General features: G+C 59.9%; 17 protein-coding genes. 7 read left to right on the plus strand and 10 right to left on the minus strand.

Going from position 1 to position 17,114, the window contains the following annotated elements:
- Positions 1–146 precede the first annotated feature (146 nt).
- Positions 147–1,274, plus strand: coding sequence for a Gfo/Idh/MocA family protein (locus OK142_RS16040; protein WP_498683853.1), 1,128 nt, complete (start codon positions 147–149; stop codon positions 1,272–1,274).
- Positions 1,275–1,436: 162 nt separating this feature from the next.
- Here OK142_RS16040 and OK142_RS16045 read toward each other — a convergent pair whose 3' ends face one another.
- From OK142_RS16045 to OK142_RS16055, 3 genes are all read right to left on the minus strand, one after another.
- Positions 1,437–2,399, minus strand: coding sequence for a 2-hydroxyacid dehydrogenase (locus OK142_RS16045; protein WP_498683855.1), 963 nt, complete (start codon positions 2,397–2,399; stop codon positions 1,437–1,439).
- Positions 2,400–2,765: 366 nt separating this feature from the next.
- The gene (locus tag OK142_RS16050) at positions 2,766–3,788 is read right to left on the minus strand and encodes a LacI family DNA-binding transcriptional regulator (protein WP_003499171.1); all 1,023 of its coding nucleotides are present in this window, start codon (positions 3,786–3,788) and stop codon (positions 2,766–2,768) included.
- Positions 3,789–3,919: 131 nt separating this feature from the next.
- Complete coding sequence (locus OK142_RS16055) at positions 3,920–4,429, minus strand: MarR family winged helix-turn-helix transcriptional regulator (RefSeq protein WP_498683856.1); 510 nt, start codon at positions 4,427–4,429, stop codon at positions 3,920–3,922.
- Between the two features lie 79 nt (positions 4,430–4,508).
- On the opposite strand from OK142_RS16055, the gene OK142_RS16060 reads away from it, so the two are divergent.
- From OK142_RS16060 to OK142_RS16070, 3 genes are all read left to right on the plus strand, one after another.
- Positions 4,509–5,309 (plus strand): creatininase family protein, encoded by an 801-nt coding sequence (locus OK142_RS16060; protein WP_498683858.1) that lies wholly within the window; start codon positions 4,509–4,511, stop codon positions 5,307–5,309.
- A gap of 115 nt (positions 5,310–5,424) precedes the next feature.
- Entirely contained in the window at positions 5,425–6,552 is a 1,128-nt protein-coding gene (locus OK142_RS16065) for a CobW family GTP-binding protein (protein WP_498683860.1), read from the plus strand.
- Between the two features lie 485 nt (positions 6,553–7,037).
- Entirely contained in the window at positions 7,038–8,030 is a 993-nt protein-coding gene (locus OK142_RS16070) for a WD40 repeat domain-containing protein (RefSeq protein WP_498683862.1), read from the plus strand.
- Positions 8,031–8,196: 166 nt separating this feature from the next.
- Here the strand turns inward: OK142_RS16070 and OK142_RS16075 are convergent, their stop codons facing one another.
- The 3 genes from OK142_RS16075 to OK142_RS16085 form a co-directional block, all read right to left on the minus strand.
- The gene (locus OK142_RS16075; RefSeq protein ID WP_003499158.1) at positions 8,197–9,378 is read right to left on the minus strand and encodes an MFS transporter; all 1,182 of its coding nucleotides are present in this window, start codon (positions 9,376–9,378) and stop codon (positions 8,197–8,199) included.
- A gap of 317 nt (positions 9,379–9,695) precedes the next feature.
- On the minus strand, positions 9,696–10,343 hold the full coding sequence (locus tag OK142_RS16080) for an outer membrane protein (RefSeq protein ID WP_498683865.1): 648 nt from the start codon (positions 10,341–10,343) through the stop codon (positions 9,696–9,698).
- A gap of 488 nt (positions 10,344–10,831) precedes the next feature.
- Positions 10,832–11,119 carry a hypothetical protein gene (locus tag OK142_RS16085; protein WP_498683868.1) on the minus strand — a complete coding sequence of 96 codons (288 nt, stop codon included), beginning with the start codon at positions 11,117–11,119 and terminating at the stop codon, positions 10,832–10,834.
- Positions 11,120–11,389: 270 nt separating this feature from the next.
- Between OK142_RS16085 and OK142_RS16090 the strand changes: the two genes are divergently transcribed.
- The 3 genes from OK142_RS16090 (at position 11,390) to OK142_RS16100 (ending at position 14,381) form a co-directional block, all read left to right on the plus strand.
- A complete protein-coding gene (locus tag OK142_RS16090) occupies positions 11,390–12,568 on the plus strand; it encodes a hypothetical protein (RefSeq protein ID WP_498683871.1) in 1,179 nt (392 codons plus the stop codon).
- A gap of 116 nt (positions 12,569–12,684) precedes the next feature.
- Positions 12,685–13,326, plus strand: a complete 642-nt coding sequence (locus OK142_RS16095) for a DUF1007 family protein (protein ID WP_003499153.1) — start codon at positions 12,685–12,687, stop codon at positions 13,324–13,326.
- Positions 13,320–14,381: a nickel/cobalt transporter gene (locus OK142_RS16100; protein ID WP_313616146.1), complete on the plus strand. Its 1,062-nt coding sequence runs from the start codon at positions 13,320–13,322 to the stop codon at positions 14,379–14,381. Before OK142_RS16095 ends, OK142_RS16100 begins: the two co-directional genes overlap by 7 nt.
- Positions 14,382–14,411: 30 nt before the next feature.
- Here the strand turns inward: OK142_RS16100 and OK142_RS16105 are convergent, their stop codons facing one another.
- The 4 genes from OK142_RS16105 to OK142_RS16120 all read right to left on the minus strand — a co-directional run bounded on the left by OK142_RS16105 (position 14,412) and on the right by OK142_RS16120 (position 17,079).
- Positions 14,412–14,642 (minus strand): hypothetical protein, encoded by a 231-nt coding sequence (locus OK142_RS16105; protein WP_003499149.1) that lies wholly within the window; start codon positions 14,640–14,642, stop codon positions 14,412–14,414.
- Positions 14,629–15,321: a GNAT family N-acetyltransferase gene (locus tag OK142_RS16110; protein ID WP_216332043.1), complete on the minus strand. Its 693-nt coding sequence runs from the start codon at positions 15,319–15,321 to the stop codon at positions 14,629–14,631. Before OK142_RS16110 ends, OK142_RS16105 begins: the two co-directional genes overlap by 14 nt.
- Before the next feature lie 315 nt (positions 15,322–15,636).
- Positions 15,637–16,332, minus strand: a complete 696-nt coding sequence (locus tag OK142_RS16115; protein ID WP_082184874.1) for a tellurite resistance TerB family protein — start codon at positions 16,330–16,332, stop codon at positions 15,637–15,639.
- Positions 16,333–16,440: 108 nt separating this feature from the next.
- Positions 16,441–17,079 (minus strand): 2-dehydro-3-deoxy-phosphogluconate aldolase, encoded by a 639-nt coding sequence (locus OK142_RS16120; protein ID WP_003499143.1) that lies wholly within the window; start codon positions 17,077–17,079, stop codon positions 16,441–16,443.
- Positions 17,080–17,114: the final 35 nt, after the last annotated feature.

Here is a 17,114-nt window from a genome sequence, read left to right on the forward strand (position 1 = left end):
GACTTGGGCTGGCTGGATTCCTGTGACAAGCACAGGAATGAGGGCCGTGGGACCGGCATCGGCCCTACCGCCATACACTGTGCTTCAGAAATAACAGAATTAGATAAATCGCTGATTTCATTCTAACAATTTAGGGAGGAAAGACCATGACCGCTCTTGGCGTTGGCCTTATTGGCACAGGTTACATGGGCAAGTGCCACGCTTTGGCGTGGAACAACCTCACCAGCGTCTTCGGCGATGTGGAGCGCCCGCGGCTGGTCACGCTCGCGGAGGTCAATCCCGAGCTGGCGGCCAAGAAAGCGGCCGAGTTCGGTTTCGCCCGCTCGACCGGCAACTGGCGCGACCTGCTTTCCGATCCGGAGATTGATGTGATCTCAGTCACCACACCGAATGCCTTTCACCCCGAAATGGCAATTGCCGCACTCGATGCCGGCAAGCATGTCTGGTGCGAAAAGCCGATGGCGCCCGCTTTTGCCGACGCGGTGAAGATGCGCGATGCGGCCCGCCGGTCCGGCAAGGCGGCGGCCATGGGCTACAACTACATCCAGAACCCTATGATCCGCCATATGCGCCGCCTCATCGACGAAGGCGCGATCGGCAAGGTCTATCATGTCCGCGCCGAGATGGATGAGGACTTCATGGCGGATGCCACCCAGCCCTTCTACTGGAAGAGCGAAGCCTCATCCGGCTATGGCGCGCTGGATGATTTCGCCGTTCACCCGCTGTCACTGCTGTTTTCCCTGTTCGGCCATGCCGAAAGCGCGATCACCGATATGGTGAAACCTTATGCGACGCGGCCGCTGAGCGGCGGTGGCGAGCGCGCTGTCGAGACGCACGATCTTGCCAGCGTGCTTCTGAAACTCGAAGGCGGCATTTCCGCCGTGCTGATCGCCAACCGCTCGGCCTGGGGCCGCAAAGGCCGCATCGCCATCCAGATTTATGGTTCCACCGGCTCGATCCTCTTCGATCAGGAGCGGATGAACGAATTCCAGCTCTACACAACGGACGGACGTCCGGAGGAGCAGGGTTTCAGAACCATCCTCGCCGCACCTCACCATAAGCCCTATGACCGCTTCATTCCCGCCCCCGGCCACGGGCTCGGCTTCAACGACCTGAAAGTGATCGAATGCCGCGAACTCATCGCCGCCATCGAGGGCAAGAAGGCGCATATCATCGATTTCGAGGAAGGGCTGAAGATCGAGCGCAGCATTCATGCCATGGCCCGGTCGTTTGCCGAAGGGCGCTGGGTGGGAAGCGCGGAGATTGCGGAATAGAACGCCCACAAAGGGCGAAAACGTCTCCTCCGTCATGCCGGACTTGATCCGGCATCCAGCCACGGCGCATCTGCGCCGTGACAGGAGTCTTTTATGATCAAAGACTTGATCATGCTGGGCCCCGGATCAAGTCCGGGGTGACGGTGCGTGGAGGTTCCGGCCTCACCCCTTGACCGGCGTTTCCGGCACTGGCGTCAGTACCTTGCCGTCCTTAAACCAGCCGAGAATATTGTCGGCCACGAGATCGGCCATCGCATTGCGCGTCGGGATGGAGGCGGACGCCACGTGCGGCAGCAGGGAAACATTCGGCAGCGACAGGAACGCTTCCGGCACCTTCGGCTCGGCATAGAACACGTCGAGACCGGCAGCACCCACGGCACCGCTCTGAAGCGCCTGCAGAAGCGCATCTTCATCAACGCTGGAACCGCGGCCGACATTGACGAAAACGCCCTGCGGCCCTAGTGCGGAGAGGATTTCCGCGTTGATCACCTTATGCGTCTCCGGCGTGCCGGGCACGATGCAGATCAGGATGTCGACGGCTTCCGCCATCTCCTTCAGCGAGCCGTAATAGGTATAGTTGAGGCCATCGCGCTTGCTGCGGGTGTGATAACCGATCTCCACCTTGAAAGGCTCCAGCCGCTTGGCGATTTCCTGGCCGATGCGGCCCATGCCGAAGAGGCCGACCTTGCGGCCGCGCAGCGAGAATGGCGAAAGCGCAAAGGGCCCTTCACCAACCCATTTGCCGTCGCGAAGCCAGGTCTCGGCCTGATAGAGACGGCGCACGGTATTGATCAGCAGCGCAATCGTCGTATCCGCCACTTCGTCATTGAGCACGTCAGGCGTATTGGTCACCACGATGCCGCGTGTGGCGGCATGTTTGGCATCGACGCCATCGTAACCCACGCCGAAATTGGCGATGATCTCAAGCTTCGGCAGCACATCGATCCATTTGGCGTTGACGACGCCGGACACGGCGATGGCGTTGATGCGCTCAGCCGCACCTTCAGGCAGAACCGGCTCGGCACCGGCGGGCACTGTCACGATCTCGACCTTGCCTTCGAGGCGTTCGAGGACGCGCGGGTTTATCTTGCCGGGAACGAGAACGACGGCTTGTCTGTCAGACATGAGTGGATATTCCTCCTGATTGCATTCCAATATCACCGGAGCCGGATTTCAGGCGAACCACTCGCCATCCCGCTCCTCCGGGCCGCGATCTTTTCAAACAACGGCGGCCGTGAAAAGGGCAATAAGGGGATGCTATGGGGGCAGACGGAAGTTTCATGCGGTTTTTTTTGCACCACATGCACATCCGTCATGCCGGACTTGATCCGGCATCCAGCCAGCCCAAGTCCTTGGGCTGAAAGGGCTCTTCCCGTCGCGCAGACGCGCGCCGGCTGGATCCCGGCTCAGGGCCGGAATGACGGAAGAAGGAAACGTCGCGAACAACCAGGAACAGGCAGCCTGCCGCATCCATACTCCCGGGCGATAGACTCAGACCCGCGGCCGCACCGGCCCCGTCGACTGGCGGATGCGCATCTCCGGCTTGATGAGGTGGATGCCATCCGGTTCGTGGCTGCCGGCCAGCCTGTCCAGCAGCGCCCGTGCTGCGAGACGCCCCACCTCGGCCTGCCCGTTGGACACGGTGGTCAGCGCCGGCGTGGCGATCGCCGCCTCCTCCAGATCGTCATAGCCGGTGACGGAAATATCGACGCCCGGCACCAGACCGGCACGCGAAATGCCGTTCATGAGGCCGATGGCGACGAGATCGTTCCAGCAAACGGCAGCCGTCGGCTTCTGCGGCAGGGAGAGGAAATGCACGGCGGCCTCAAAGCCGCCCTGCTTGGAGCGGGGCCCCGGAATGCGCAGGTTCGGATCGACCTCGATACCCGCCTTACGCAGCGCGTTGACATAACCCTGATACCGGTCACGGCCGGTGGATGTCTGGTCGGTGCCGCCAACCATGGCGATGGTGCGGTGGCCGAGGCTGATCAGATGATTTGTCGCCAGCGAAATGCCGTAGCTGTCGTCGCCGCGATAGGTCGGCATGTCGACGCCATCCAGGGAACGGGCCACCAGAATGGCGGGCATGCCGTTTTCCTCGGCCAGCGTCATATCCTCGATCGGCGTGCCGATGGCGGGCGACATGATGATACCGTCAGAACCCAGCTGCAGCAGTGTTTCGATGAAGGTGCGCTGCTTCTCCACCGAATCGTAGTGGTTGGAAAGAATGAAGGTCTGGCGGCTGCGGTCCAGCTCGCTTTCGATGGCTTTCAGAATTTCGCCGTAGAAGGGGTTCATCACATCGTGGAACACCACGCCGACAATGCCGGAGCGCGAGGTGCGCAGGCTGGCCGCCCGGCGGTTGTAGATGTAACCGAGCGCTCGCGCCTGTTCCTTGATCTTGTCGCGCGTGTCGGAGGCAACCAGCGGACTGTCACGCAAAGCGAGGGAAATGGTGGCGGTCGAAAGGCCGAGACTTTCGGCAATCGTGGACAGTTTGACCTTTTGGGCCACGGCATTCCTCCCAAACGCATGTCGTTGACGACGTATCTGTTTAAATTGCAATTAAACAATTTAAACAAAATCCGCAACCCGTTTAAGAGATACCCACAAAACAGAGTTTTATTTTTAAAAATTTCAACAAATTATTGAAGATTGGTGTCGATCGCCTTGAGAAGTTTAACCACGGTGCGCACATCCTTGGCCGAAAGCCCCTCAATGGCGCGGGCGCCGCAATTGGCAATCGAGACATTGATATGCTCGACGCTTTTCAGCCCCGCCTCCGTCAGCTTCACCAGCGTGACACGGCCATCCTCGTCGTCGCCGCTGCGTTCCACGAAGCCCTGGGCCTCCATGCGGCCGATGGTGCGCGTCATGGTCGGCGCCTTGACGCCGAGTTTCTGGGCGATCTGCCCGGGCGTCAGGCTGCCTTCCTGCGCGAGCGCCAGGATAACGCCGTCCTGCCCGGCATAAAGGCCGCTTTCGGCAAGGCTGTGGCTCAGCGCCGTGCGCATGGAGCGGGCGGCCTGGGTGATGGATTGCGCCAGTTCCTCAGGGTTGAAATTCTCATCCCTTTTTTTGGCGTCCTTTACCTTCTTGCCGCTCTTTTCCTTCTTGGCGCCCTTGTCCTTATGCCCAGTTTTATCCTTGCTCATATGCGAGTGCCTTTTACCCTGTGGCGGAACCGATATATGTTGCTGGAAATCCTTACCGAATGCACGTGCGGACTGCCAGATGCCAAACTCATACACGCAATATCACGACGAAAACGTAACAGACCCGCATCTTCGCGCAACAGGTGTAATTTCCGTGCTGCCTCTGGGTGCGCATGAGCAGCATGGACCGCACCTGCCCTTCGAGACCGATACGCTGATTGCCGAAGGCATCGTCTCCCGTCTCACCGCTGCCTTGCCCACCCATCTGCCCGTCTCCTTCCTGCCGGTGGAGCCCGTCGGATATTCCATCGAACACATGGATGTGCCCGGCACCCGGACGTTGCGTTACGACGAGGCCGTTGAGCGCTGGCTCGGCATTGCGAAGGCCGAATATGAAAAAGGCGTGCGCAAATTCGTGATGCTGAACGCCCATGGCGGTAATTCACCGTTGATGACCATCGTCGCCACCGAGGCCCGCGCCCGTTTCGGCATGCTGGCGGTCGCGACAAGCTGGACCCGTTTCGGTGTACCGGCCGATATCGTGAGGCAGGAAGACAAGGCGATCGACATCCACGGCGGCGATATCGAGACATCGGTCATGCTGGCGCTTTGCCCGGAGCGGGTGGCGATGGAAAAAGCGGCCGACTTTCCTTCCCGGCAAAGCGATTTCGCCGACCGTTTCAGGCATCTGCGCGCCTATGGGCCGCATGCCTTCGGCTGGCTGATGAGCGATCTGAACCCTGACGGTGTCGCCGGAAACGCCACTGCCGCCTCAGCCGAAAAGGGCGAAAGGCTCATCTCCCATGCGGTCGGCGGCCTTGTCGAACTGCTTCAAGACGTCCACGATTTTGACATAACGTTATTTCATAACAAAATTTGAACAAGCTGGCAGAATTCGACCAAAATCTCTTTGAACTGCCCGGACGTCGCGCCTATATGGACGACAACACTTCTTCCTTGGGGCCTTCACGGCCTTTCTCCACGCGGGGTTTTCCATGACCGAAACAGCACCAGCCAAGCCCATTCCAGTCACCGTCCTGACGGGATATCTCGGCGCCGGCAAGACGACGCTTCTCAACCGTATCCTCTCCGAGAACCACGGCAAGAAATACGCTGTCATCGTCAATGAATTCGGCGAGATCGGCATCGATAACGATCTGATCGTCGAGTCTGATGAAGAAATCTACGAAATGAACAATGGCTGCGTGTGCTGCACGGTGCGCGGCGACCTGATCCGCGTCGTGGAAGGCCTGATGCGCCGGCCCGGCCGTTTCGACGGCATCATCGTCGAGACCACTGGCCTTGCCGACCCCGTTCCCGTTGCCCAGACCTTCTTCATGGATGACGACGTGCGCGCCAAGACCGAGCTTGACGCCGTTGTCGCGCTTGTTGATGCCAAGCACCTGCCGCTGCGCCTGAAGGACAGCCGCGAGGCCGAAGACCAGATCGCCTTTGCCGATGTCGTGATCGTCAACAAGACCGACCTCGTTTCGCCGGAGGAAGTTGCCCGCATCGAAGATATCGTGCGCGCCATCAACCCGTCCGCGCGCATCTACAAGACCACCCGTTCCGGCGTCGATCTCGCCCGCGTTCTCGATCAGGGCGCGTTTAATCTGGAACGTGCACTCGAAAACGATCCGCATTTCCTCGAACACGGCCATGAGGACCATGCCTGCGGTCCCGATTGCGACCACCACCATCACGATCATGACCACCATCATCATGACCACGATCACGGGCATCACCACGATCATGATCATGGGCACGACCATGGGCATGACCACGGCCACCATCACCATGGCGCGGTTTCGGCAATTCACGACGTGACCGTGCAATCCGTTTCGCTGCGCGGCGGCGAGATGAACCCCGAGCGCTTCTTCCCGTGGATCCAGAAGGTGACGCAGACCGACGGTCCGAATATTCTGCGCCTGAAAGGCATCATCGCCTTCAAGGGCGATGCCGAACGTTACGTGGTGCAGGGCGTGCACATGATCATCGAAGGTGATCACCAGCGCCCGTGGAAGGAAGACGAAAAACGCGAAAGCCGCCTCGTCTTCATCGGCCGCGAACTGGATCGTGAGAAGCTGGAAAAGAGCTTCAACGCCTGCCTCGCCACGGCCTGATCCTTATCCCTCCGTCACCCCGGCTCTGAGCCGGGGTACGGCTGCGTCCGTCATCCACCCGACGCGCGTTCTTCGACACCGTACACGGCAGTTGAAAATCATTGACACTCCGGCGCTCCGGGCTCACCCCCCTCTGTCCTGCCGGACATCTCCCCCTCAAGGGGGGAGATCGGCAAGAGGCTTTCTCGCCGCTTCATTCTCAACCGTCGAGAGGTGCGAAACCTCGCCAAGGAACGATCTCCCCCCTTGAGGGGGAGATGTCCGGCAGGACAGAGGGGGGTGAGCCCGGAGCGCCGGAGTGTCAATGATTTTCAACTGCCGTATAGGGTGGTTCCTCGACGACAAAACGGTCTATCTACTTGATTTCACGAATCGTCCGAACGTAAAAGCGGTTCCGCTTTTGCCGGAAATGCTTTAGAACCATGCCTGCCGCCGGGGTCGACATCGTCGCCCCATCCGACACAGATACGAAAGACCGATGCCCCATGCCGACTGTTGCCCCGCTTGATATCGAAGGCCACGTGGTCTCGACCCATTTTCTCGGCGACATTCCCCTGTTTGCCACCGCCGCCGGCACCATTCACCGGCTGGATGGCGGCGAGAAGGTGACTGAGGCGCATGACGGGCTTCTGACCTGCGTGCGCGACCCCTATAGCGCCACGCTGCTTTCCGGCGGCGAGGACGGCCGTGTGCTGCGCATCGGTCATGATGGCAGCATCGGCGAAATCGCCAACGTGCCACGCAAATGGGTGGGCGTCGTCGCCGGCGGGCCGCAGAAGGCTGTCGCTTATGGCGTCGGCAAATCCAGTTTCGTCCGGCTGTCGGACGGCACGGTCAAGGAATTCAAGGAAGAGCGCACGGTGGAGGCCATCGCCTTCGCGCCAAAGGGCCTGCGCATTGCGGTGGCCCGTTATAACGGTGTGACGCTGCACTGGGTGGCAACATCAGGCGATCCCGTCGATCTGGAATGGAAGGGCGCCCATACCGGCGTCACCTTCTCGCCCGATGGCAAGTTCCTCGTCACCACCATGCAGGAAAACGCTTTGCACGGCTGGAAGATGGAAGCGACCAAGGGCGGCATGGAAGCCCGCCACATGCGCATGACGGGATATCCCGCCAAGGTCAAATCCATTTCCTGGTCGGCCAAGGGCAAATGGCTCGCCTCATCAGGCGCGCCAGCCGCGATCGTCTGGCCATTTTCCGGCAAGGACGGCCCGATGGGCAAGGCGCCGGAAGAGCTCGGCACCCGCGCCAACATCATGGTCACCAATGTCGCCTTCCACCCGGTGGAAGACGTGCTGGCCATCGGCTTCATCGATGGCATGGTGCTGGGTGTGCGCCTTGCCGATGGCAAGGAAGCCCTGCTGCGCCGCCCCGGCAAGGGCGCCATCACGAGCATGGACTGGAGCGCCACCGGCAAGCTGCTGGCCTTCGCCTCCGAAGCGGGCGATTGCGGCATTATCGACATTTCGGCGTAAGGCGGCGACGGGGCGCGCAATGCACCGACTCCCTCATTCCTGTGCCTGTCACAGGAATCCAGCCGACGCGCGTCTGCGTGGCGAGAGAGCCCTTTCAGCCCAAGGACTTGGGCTGACTGGATTCCTGTGACAAGCACAGGAATGAGGGCGGCTGGATGAATTGCCCTTACTCGCCCACCTGGCGGCGCGTGAGGAATAGCAGCAGCAACCCGGCACCGGCGCCCACCGAGGCAAGCCGGATCGAGACACCGAAGCTGGCATATTGCGCCACGAACCCCATTAGCGGCACCGCAAACAGCGCGGCAAGGAAGATGGAATTCATGTAAAGCGCCGTCGCCCGCGCCGTGCGGCCACGTGCAAAGCCCTGAATGAAGGTCAGGCTCGTGCCGGCGAAAAGCCCGTAATAGGCGCCTTCCATCGCCGCACCGAAAATCATGGCGGGCAGGGTCTGGACCGAGGCGATGATGTTGAAGGCAACGATCGCCATCACCGCCGCGATGCAGAGAAGAATACGGGCGCTGACGCGCCGCATGATCCTCGGCGCAAGCAGAATGAGCAGAACCTCCATCGCGCATTTGACGCTGAGCGACAGGCCCGGCGCGTAATCCGGCAGGCCCACTTCCCGCACCAGAAACACCGGCAGGGCAGAGGCGCACAGGGAGTGGGCGAAAGACATGCAGAAGCTCGCCGTCGCCGCCAGAAGCAGCGGCAGGTTACGCCCCGCATCGGCTTCCCCCTCCTCCCGCCGCTCCATCGGGCAAGTCTGGCCACGCGGCACGATGGCAAGTGCAAGCCCGCCCCAGATAGCGGCCATCAACATGGCATTCAGGAACACCGCCTTTGCGCCGGCGAGATCGACGATCAGATAGGCGGCAGCCGGAAGCAGCATCCATGCCAGCGACACCATCATCCGCAGAAAAGCATTGTAGGACGCCGTATCGAGCGCCTTTACCCGGCCGTGATACCGGCCATAACTGAAGACGAGCGTGCTGGCGGCGTTGGAAAGCCCCATGCCGGTTGCCGTTATCGCCACCAGCAGCGCCAGATGACCGAAGGTTGCCGCCGCCGCCGCGACGAAGGCGCCAAGCACGGAGAGAAGCAGCAATGGCCGCACCCGCACGCCGGCATCGACACGCTCGCCATAAATGCGGCTGGCAATGATCGAGGCCAGCATCGCGGTCACGCTGTAAAGACCGAGCGTCGCCGGCGCATGACCGAGCACCTGAATGATATAAAAGCCGATAAATGGCACGACGGCCGCATTCGTGCCGCCGGCAACGAAGACCAGTAGCGCGATCAAATAGGCCTGACGATCAAAAGCGTCCGGCGAAGCGCGTTTCTGTAACATGGGGAATCGACTGAAAGCTTGGAGGACGTGAAGCCCACCTTCACATCAAAACGGTGCGCGGTTCAAGCCCATGTGGGCGGCAGGACGGTTTCATTATTCGTATGAAAGCGAAGCCGTTTTTCTAATGCCGCATGGCTATGGCCTTGAGGGTGGGCGTCACCTATCAACGGAAAGCCCGCGCGCCCATTCAAGGATTATCCAGCCCGGAGATATTCTTTCCACCGGGCCAGTTATGAATCGATATTGCTACCAGACTGTCGCCGCCGGTGCGTGCGCCGCAAAGACGAGCGTCAGCCCCGGAAACGAAAGGCGGCCGATCAGAACTTCACGCCGAGACCGACGGTGACGACGTGTTCGCTTAGTTTTCCATCGGCAGAAATGCCCTGAACAGTATAGGTTTCCTTGCCGAAATCATTGTATCGATACTCCAGACGACCGAATACGTTGTCGGTGAAGGCGTAGTCGACACCGGCGCCGATCGTCCAACCATTCAGCATCTTGCTGGCGTTGCCGAACGGCGTCTTGATCTCGCTGTCCGTCGCGGCGTAACCACCGGCGGTGTAGATCAGGGCGCGGTCGATGGCATAACCGGCACGCAGGCGCGCTGAACCGTTGAAGCCTGCGGAAACCTCGCTCAAATTGATCTTTTTATCGCCCCAAGCATAACCGAGGTCACCCTCGACGCCAAGAATGACAGATGGCGCGACTTCGGCATTATAACCCGCAAAACCCGCAAAACGTGCACCATCGAAACTATGTTTGTCTGTATCACCATCTTCCGTCGTTTTCAGACGCTCCCAACCGTAACCGGCCGAAGCACCGGCATAAAAACCACCCCAGGAGAAGGCCGGTGCGGCGTCAGTGGCGACCGGCGCTACCGGAACGTCGCTGACGGCATCGGCAGCAATGGCCGCACCGGAAAGCACACCGAGAGTGACGAGCGCCAGAAATGATTGTTTCAACATGCAATAGCTCCTTCAAAAATTTTCTCACCCGCCGCGTTGCGGGACGAAATATGACGTGGTCGAAAAACAAAATCGCCAAGCGTACGCACCCTGTGATTGAAACATTGAAAAGTTAAAAGCAAGTGTCGAAATGTCACATCGATATAAATATAGATGAACATACTTCAATAATATAAGAATATATAGAGTAAATAAACTACAATATTAGATAATACGAGAATACTAACAGCTCAACATCCCTTCGCATTGCGCCTTATCACACCCATGACGCTATCCAAGGTAGAAAATACTGATAAAGCTCGTTCAAACCTGAAAAGCCGAACAAAAAAAAGGGGGCCACGAGGCCCCCTTCCAGTCTTGCGATGCACCGTTTGTTCTTGCCGGAAGCGCTATGCGTCATACACACGCAACTCGAGGCTTGTTCCCGGCTTATGTCCTGCGCGCATCGTTTCCGTCGAAAATCCCTGTCGATTTTCGATCTGGCTTATTCAGTGGCGACGCTTCTTGCTGCCGTCATTCTTGTTGTCGATGACATCGACGGAGGTCTTGTTGCCGTTGAGGATGCCGTTCAGGATACCGGTCTTGTTGCCGTTCAGAATCCCGTTATTGGACAGGATACCGCTGACACCCAGATCGATGCTGGGCGAGACGACAACGAGCGCGCCGCCCTTGTTGCTGTTTCCGGACAGGATGCCGCCCAGAAGACCGCCGGCATTGGCCTGACCAACGGAAGCGATAGTAAGAACAGCGGCTATGCAAGCAAACTTAGCAATCATTTCTCTCTCCTCTTATGTTTGATCACGCCCTCTGGCGTAGTCCAACTGTATAATTAGAGGATTCTAATTCAAGCAAAGCCTAATATTACAATAAACAATTAACGCTAATACTCATGAATTTAATAAATTTTCACATAGACGGGCCTGCCTCTCCTGAAGGAATTACAGTGCCGCCTTCTATCTTTTACGGCTGCGGCAGTAAAATCATGACGGAGACTTTGTTAACCATCCAACTATAAGATATTGCTTAATTAGCAACCGGAGATGCAAATGCGGCTGGGGGGATGCATCGCACTTGTTCTTGGGCTTGCCTTCACCGGCATCGTGCGGGCGGGCGAGAAGGCCGATGAGCATAACATCACCTACAGATCCGGCATCTCCAGCGACACCAATTATTTCGCCGACACCAATCGCCTGAAGGCGGTGTCGCTGCGCACCGGGCTCGGGCTCAATGGAAAGATCGCTCTGGAAGGGGCGGAACTGCGGTATTCGCTCGATCACGAGGAGGTCCGCCTCCCCCGCTACCGCTTCGCCAATGAACACAACACCATTGCCACGCTGGGGCTGACCAGGCGGCTTTCCGAACGGCTGGAATGGGCGGTGGAACTGCGGGGTACGCGCAGCGATGCCGGCGATATCTTCATACATCTGCCGGAGGAAGACATTGGTTACCGGCAACTGGATCACAAGCTGGAGGCCTCCTCCCAGCTCGGCATTCTCGCGCTCGGCGGCAAGACCACGCTGACGGCGAGCCTTGCCAGCCTGATGAAGGGCAAGGCACGGTTCAAGCCCGCCTATTTCGAACCCACCCGCCTGGAGGCCAATGAAGCGCTTCTGTCGTTCAAGGCCGAGCATGAAAGGCCGCTGGCCGGTGGCGAGGCCGGGCTGACCCTTGCTTATGACCGCATCCTCGTGCCGGAAAGCCAGCAGGAGAGATATGAGCGTTTTCCGGCCAGCACGCTGCGCGGCTCGCTTGCCTATGGTTACAAATTCTCAGAGCACTTCGCGGTTCTGGCCGAGGCCGGCCTGACATCCATCTCCGGCGACGAAATCAGCGACAAGGTGAAGCGCACCAGGCCCTACCTTCGGGCGGAAGCGGAAGTGAAGGCGAGTGAAAGCATCGCCTTCGGAGCGGGCTTCTCGCAGGACTATGCGCTTTTTGACCCCGATGATCCCATTGCCGAGTTCCATCGCCGCTGGCAGTTCGTCGTGAAGAGCAGGCTTACCGACCGGCTGGGGCTCGATCTTTCGCTGCGGCGTGTCCACAAGGACTGGATCTATTACAACTACGACAGCAGCGAGCGCAGGCTGGTCGCCACGCTCTCCTTCGATACCGGCAAGAACAGCAAGCTGGAGGTGGAATTCAACCGCCTTCTGCATGGCGAGCGCGACACCGATCTCTCCTATAGCGGCTCCAGCGTCACCTCGCGTTTCAGCGGCACCTTCTGAAACATTCGCTGGTCTGCACCGGCGCATTGTTATGGAAGAGCGCGGCAGGTCGAAATTCGGTCCCATTTTCTGCTAGAGTCAGACCTTCAAGATTCGAAGGCAGGGCAGACCGGATAATGAAAAGACGTTTTTTGCTTCTCGCGGCCGGCCTGACCTCCGTTCCCGTCGCCGCCGTGGCGCATCCGCATATTTTCGCCGAAGCGCGCATGGAAATCGTCGAGGGGCCGAACGGCACCATTCAGGAAGTGCGCAACATCTGGCGCTTTGACGAGATGTTCTCTGCAAGCGTGGTGATGGATTACGACAAGAACAGCGACCTGAAGCTCGACAAGGACGAACTCGCCGAAATCGGCAATACCGTGCTGGAATCGCTTGCCGAATATTCCTACTACACCTTCATTACCGCCGACAGCAAACCGGTTGCGTTCGGAAAGCCGGAGGCCATTCACGTCGATTACAGGGACAACCAGATCCTGATGTTCTTTTCCGTGAAGCCGACCAAGCCGCTCGCCATCAAGGGCAAGCTCAGCTTCGGCGCCTGGGATCCGACCATGTATACGGCGATCGATTTTGCGAAAGACGCCGATCTGGCAACCGAAGGCAAGGATTTGAACGCCTGCAAGCACCATGTCGTCCGCCCCGATCCGGATGAAGTGCTCGCCCAGAACCAGAGCACCCTGACCGACGCCTTTTTCAACGATCCGACCGGCACCGACATGACCAAGATGTTCGCCACCCGGCTGGAGGTGACATGCTGAGCCGTAACGGGCGCCTGGCCGGCCAGCTGATGATCGTCGCCATCGGTCTCGTTGCCGTTACCGGCGCCGCCCACGCCCAGTCACCGCTCGGCATCGGTTCGGCCGAACCGTCCTTCTCCGTCGGCGGCCCCTTTGCGCCGCTGATGCAGTGGATCAATGTGCACCAGCAGATGTTTTACCGGGCGCTGACCGGTGCGTTGAAAGCCATGCGCGAGGACGGCTGGGCGCTTGGCTCGCTGATCGGCCTTTCCTTTGCCTATGGTGTTTTCCACGCTGCCGGCCCCGGCCATGGCAAGGCGGTCATCTCCTCCTACATGATCGCCAATGAAACGCAGCTGAAACGCGGCATTCTCATTTCCTTCGTTTCCGCACTCCTCCAGGGTGCGGTGGCCATCGGCCTCGTCGGTGCTGCCTGGCTGGTGCTGCGCGGCACCTCCATCACCATGACGAAGGCCACGCAGGCCATGGAGATCGCCAGTTTTGCCATGGTGGCCCTGTTCGGCGCCTGGCTGCTGGTGCGCAAACTCTGGTCACTGCGCATCAGGCGTGAACCGGTCGCGGTTTTCGCGGCGGCAGGGCAAGCGGCGGCAGCCAAGACCACCGGCATGGGTACGGGTCTAAGGTTTCAGGGCAAGCCGGTTTTTGCCGACCACGACCACAACGGCACCGGTGATCTCTGCACGGCCTGCGGCAAGTCCCACGCGCCCGATCCCATGCTTCTGAAGGGCAAGAACTTCAGCCTGCACGAAGCATGGTCGGCCATCATCGCGGTGGGCCTCAGACCCTGCTCGGGCGCCATCATCGTCATGAGCTTTGCGCTTCTGAACGGGCTCTATCTCGGCGGCGTGCTCTCGGTCCTCGCCATGTCGCTCGGCACCGCCATCACCGTGTCGCTGCTTGCCATCATGGCCGTATCGGCCAAGGGTCTTGCCGTGCGCTTCGCTGGCCCCGGAAGCCGTAAGGCGGCGGGCATCAGCCACGCGATCGAGATCGCCGGTGCGCTGTTCGTGTTGCTGATGGGCCTGATGCTGCTCGGCGCGTCGCTTCAGCTCTAGGGCATTTCCAGTAAAACTGCGCAGCCTGCCCTAGCCGTCACGACGGCGCTGATAACGGGCGCGCAGCCAGAACAGCAGGAAGAAACAGAGCACCGCCACCGTGCCGAAGGCGGCCGCAAGCCAGGGCGAATAATTTCCCAGCCACAGCATGATTTTCGGCATGACGTAAAACACCAGTCCGAAGCCGATGATGATGAGGACGGCGGCAACGGCCGGGGACCCGTCCTTTTTCTGCGGCGTGGGCTTGTCAGGCGCTGGCATTGGCAAGCTCCGCACGAATATCCTCAAGCTTGCGCTTCTGTGTGCCGTCAGCGGAGAAATTTTCCGGCGAAAGCCAGATTTCAAAGGCCCTGCCGATCAGCGGCCATTCACCGTCGATCATCGAGAACCACGCCGTATCGCGGTTTGCACCCTTCGAGATCATATGCTGGCGGAAAACGCCCTCGAAGGTGAAACCATACCGTTTCGCCGTGATCTTGGAGGGTTCGTTGTCGTTATGGCATTTCCACTCGTAGCGACGGTAACCCAGATCCTCGAAAACATGTTTCGCCATCAGGTAATGGGCCTCGGTGGAAAGCGGTGAACGCTTCATCTTCGCGCCATGGGCGACTGAGCCCACCTCGACGACGCCATTGGCGGGATCGGGCCGCATGTAGCTCGCCATGCCGACGATATCGCCGGTGGCGTTTTCAATGAAGACCAGCGTGACCCAGTTGAGCTTCTCACCCGCGCTCAACAACCAGTCGCCGAAAGCGTCGGCATTGGGAAAGGCGCTTTGCGGGAAATATTTGAGGAGCGTATTCGTCCCCTCGCCGCCAAGTGCCGCCCAGAGCCTCGCAAGATGCCTGTCGCGATCAAACGGCTCCGCCGTCACATAATGGCCCTTCAGCGTCACCGGCTGCGGCGCCGGACATCCCCTAAAATCATTCAGATCGCGCATTCTCTTCCCCATTGTCTGGGAGAAGGATTAGGCCAAGCGGGGCGGGATGACAACCGGGAAGTGGCGTGTATTGCTGTGGCCGTTGGCAGCTGGGGTTATGCCTTGGTGGGTGCGGCTCACCCCGCTCTGTCCTGCCGGGCATCTCCCCCTCAAGGGGGGAGATCAGCCAGAATGAAACGCTCGCTCCCTCGCAACATTGAAGATGGCCGAGAGATCGTCCGGGGTGAATCTCCCCCTTGAGGGGGAGATGCCCGGCAGGGCAAAGGGGGGTGAGCCACACGCTCACACCCTCATGCTCAAGCCCAAAGCACTACCTCAAACCTTCGCAGCCACCACCGTCGCCTCGATATGATCGACCAGCGCATCCGGCAACCCAAGCCGTCCGGCGAGAAGGTCGAGATAACCGCGTTCCGCCCGCGTATCGGCCTCGATGGCAAGGCGCGAGGCGGTGTAGATTTCCACCTTCTGCTCTTCGGTGCGGGCAGCGGCCACCAGCGCGTCGATATCGAGCGGGTCGGCCAGTTCCTTTTCGAGGAAACGTTCCGCTTCCGTGTCGAGGCCGGAGACCTGCACCTTTTCCATGATGTTGGCGCGCTCGTTCTCGTCAATATGACCGTCGGCCTTGGCCGCAGCAATCATTGCCTGAATGAGCTTCAGCGCAAAATCGTTGGAAAGGGCGGGAGATTGCGGATGGAAGGCGGAATCGGCCGGCGGCGCCAGAAGCTCCGGCTCGGGTTTCGGCGCCACTTCCGGCTTCTCACCGGATTTGTAGTTCTTGTAGGCGAGATAACCGAGACCGGCGATGGCCGCGACGCCGCCGATGGTGGCGACATTGCCGGCAAGCTTGCGGCCGGTCTTGGTGCCGAGAATGGCGGCGGCGAGCGCACCGGCCTTCAAGGGATTGTTCTTGGCGATATCGGCGGCCTGCCCGGCTCTGTCACGGACGCTTCCCGAAAGGCCCGGCACCTGTGAGCCGAGGAATTGTTCAAGAAGCTTCTTGGCGTCGAACATCAAAATCTCCTGTAAGGGTCAAATCTACAGGGGAGATAGGAAGTCGTGGCGCGAATACAAATGTCAAACCCGCTCACGCCTTCGTGAACGGGCTTGAAGACGTGCAGATCAGCCGCGAAGGGCTGCGGCTTCGGCGGCAAGCTTGGTAATACCAGCCCAGTCGCCGGTGGCCACCAGTTCACGCGGGGCAACCCAGGAACCGCCAACACACACCACGTTCGGCAGGGAAAGATAGTCATTGGCGTTCTTGAGCGAGACGCTGCCGGTCGGGCAGAACACCGTGCCGGCGAGCGGCGAGGACAGTGCCTTGAGATAAGGCGCGCCACCGGCCTGTTCGGCGGGGAAGAACTTCAGCACCTTGTAGCCCTCGTCGCGCAGCGCCATAACCTCGCTTGCGGTGGCAGCGCCTGGAAGCAAAGGCACCTTGGAGCCGCGCGCGGCCTCGAGCACGCTTTTGTTGATGCCGGGGCTGACGATGAAGGTGGAACCCGCTTCCGCCGCCGCTTCGAAATCCTTCGCATTGAGGATGGTGCCGGCGCCTACATTGGCGCCTTCCACTTCCGCTGCGACCGCGCGGATGGCGTCGAGTGCGGCGGGCGTGCGCATGGTGATCTCGATTGCCTTCAGGCCGCCTGCGACGAGGGCGCGCGCGAGCGGCACGGCGGAAGCGGCATCATCCACAATCAGCACCGGAACGACCGGCTGGAGTTTGAGGATGGAGAGCAGTTTTTCGGAGTCCTGGGCCAAGATGAGCCTCCCTTGCGCGATTGAAACGATTGAAA

It is taken from the genome of Agrobacterium sp. BT-220-3 (assembly GCF_025910175.1).
GTDB lineage: Bacteria > Pseudomonadota > Alphaproteobacteria > Rhizobiales > Rhizobiaceae > Agrobacterium > Agrobacterium oryzihabitans.

Coding starts and splice junctions, on each gene's coding strand:
- OK142_RS16040 (WP_498683853.1), top strand. CDS start 147: ATGACCGCTCTTGGCGTTGGCCTTATTGGCACAGGTTACATGGGCAAG.
- OK142_RS16045 (WP_498683855.1), bottom strand. CDS start 2,399: ATGTCTGACAGACAAGCCGTCGTTCTCGTTCCCGGCAAGATAAACCCG.
- OK142_RS16055 (WP_498683856.1), bottom strand. CDS start 4,429: ATGAGCAAGGATAAAACTGGGCATAAGGACAAGGGCGCCAAGAAGGAA.
- OK142_RS16060 (WP_498683858.1), top strand. CDS start 4,509: ATGCCAAACTCATACACGCAATATCACGACGAAAACGTAACAGACCCG.
- OK142_RS16065 (WP_498683860.1), top strand. CDS start 5,425: ATGACCGAAACAGCACCAGCCAAGCCCATTCCAGTCACCGTCCTGACG.
- OK142_RS16070 (WP_498683862.1), top strand. CDS start 7,038: ATGCCGACTGTTGCCCCGCTTGATATCGAAGGCCACGTGGTCTCGACC.
- OK142_RS16075 (WP_003499158.1), bottom strand. CDS start 9,378: ATGTTACAGAAACGCGCTTCGCCGGACGCTTTTGATCGTCAGGCCTAT.
- OK142_RS16080 (WP_498683865.1), bottom strand. CDS start 10,343: ATGTTGAAACAATCATTTCTGGCGCTCGTCACTCTCGGTGTGCTTTCC.
- OK142_RS16085 (WP_498683868.1), bottom strand. CDS start 11,119: ATGATTGCTAAGTTTGCTTGCATAGCCGCTGTTCTTACTATCGCTTCC.
- OK142_RS16090 (WP_498683871.1), top strand. CDS start 11,390: ATGCGGCTGGGGGGATGCATCGCACTTGTTCTTGGGCTTGCCTTCACC.
- OK142_RS16095 (WP_003499153.1), top strand. CDS start 12,685: ATGAAAAGACGTTTTTTGCTTCTCGCGGCCGGCCTGACCTCCGTTCCC.
- OK142_RS16100 (WP_313616146.1), top strand. CDS start 13,320: ATGCTGAGCCGTAACGGGCGCCTGGCCGGCCAGCTGATGATCGTCGCC.
- OK142_RS16105 (WP_003499149.1), bottom strand. CDS start 14,642: ATGCCAGCGCCTGACAAGCCCACGCCGCAGAAAAAGGACGGGTCCCCG.
- OK142_RS16110 (WP_216332043.1), bottom strand. CDS start 15,321: ATGCGCGATCTGAATGATTTTAGGGGATGTCCGGCGCCGCAGCCGGTG.
- OK142_RS16115 (WP_082184874.1), bottom strand. CDS start 16,332: ATGTTCGACGCCAAGAAGCTTCTTGAACAATTCCTCGGCTCACAGGTG.